Origin of the sequence: Labilibaculum sp. K2S (assembly GCF_030372765.1) — a bacterium.
Classification (GTDB): domain Bacteria; phylum Bacteroidota; class Bacteroidia; order Bacteroidales; family Marinifilaceae; genus Labilibaculum.
Map to the genome: position 1 here is coordinate 1 of NZ_JAUCMW010000066.1, position 1,388 is coordinate 1,388.

Genomic DNA, 1,388 nt, shown 5'->3' on the forward strand with positions numbered 1-1,388 from the left:
ATTTTCAACAACCTTTCGGTGGGTGTGATCATGCTCATGCAGGGCACACACAATGTATAAAAAACATAAGTGGCTCAGTGGTTTACGAGGCTTTTGCACATTTAATTAGCTCCGCCAAATTTACGATTTGACGGTTTGTTTTAAATTATTATATTTGTGTCTAATCGCAAATTTGGCTCAGTGTAAATTGATAGGTAAGTGCTTCGAAACCACTTACGTTTCTTATACTTAGCGTTACCTGCAAGGCGAAAAAGATAACCGAATGATAGATAAGAAATTTTCACAATGGACAAAATGGGAAGATAGAAATTCTTTAAATGGAATTAAATATCCGGGAATTTATTGCATTGCAATATCAGAAACAGATTTGTCAGAACAAAATTTTGAATGGATACCTAAAATCAGCTATGTTGGAATGACAAATTCTAAAGCGGGTTTAAAAGGACGTTTAAAACAATTTGATAATACAATCATTGGAAAAAAAGGACACGGTGGAGCTGACAGATTTAGGTTTAAATATGAAAATTATCAAGAACTTTTGGATAAACTTTACGTTTCAGTTTGTTCATTTGAATGTGATGTAAAATCAAATGCCCCAAAAGATTTAAGAATAATGGGAGAAGTCGCAAAATTTGAATACGACTGTTTTGCCGAATATGTTGAAAATTTCGGATGTTTGCCAGAATTTAATAATAAAACAGAGTCACCTAAATATAGTTTAACACATAAATAAAGAAAAATGAAAAAAGATATATTTTCTAAATTTTGGATGCTTTTTCTATTTCTACTCCTAGTTGGATTTCTTATTTGGGGAATTTTCTATGTAGATAATTTGCAGTCTAAGATTTCAATTTTAGGGATTGTTGCGATAATTGTTGCAGCATTTACGTCTGTTTTGACTGTGAGTATAAATAATAAGAAAGCAAGAGAAAGAGAATATGAATTACATATTTTGAAAGAGAAACAAAAGGTCTTTGAACATTTTTACAATTCATATTTTGAGATGCTTTTCAAAATCAAAAAAGGACAAAGTGGACTTTCTCGAAAAGCCGAAGAAGAAATGCTTCTATTTAAGAAGGGATTGATGAATTGGGGAAGCGATAGATTAATAAAAAAATATATAGATTTTGATTCCAAACTCGTGAATAGTCAGGAAAACCCAGAAACATTTAGTTTACTAAAAGATGGCGATAAATTCTTGAAGGAATTGCGAAAAGAACTTGGATACAATGATTCGAAAAATGTTAATATTATGAGCATAATTTTGACTGCTGAAGCAAGAGAAGAATTAAAACAGGCTGGAGAAATATAAAGTATACAAACGCCCAGCAGGTAATCGAATAGCCCGCCCCGCTAGTAATCATTAGCAGGGAGAGGCTTTCACACCA

Annotated in this window: 2 protein-coding genes; both read left to right on the forward strand. The window is 32.1% G+C overall.

Annotated features, from left to right (window positions below; translation table 11 throughout):
- The first annotated feature begins 262 nt into the window (after nt 1-262).
- Nucleotides 263-733, forward strand: coding sequence for a hypothetical protein (locus tag QUH73_RS20700; protein ID WP_289532349.1), 471 nt, complete (start codon nt 263-265; stop codon nt 731-733).
- A gap of 6 nt (nt 734-739) precedes the next feature.
- Nucleotides 740-1,312, forward strand: coding sequence for a hypothetical protein (locus QUH73_RS20705; protein WP_289532350.1), 573 nt, complete (start codon nt 740-742; stop codon nt 1,310-1,312).
- Nucleotides 1,313-1,388: the final 76 nt, after the last annotated feature.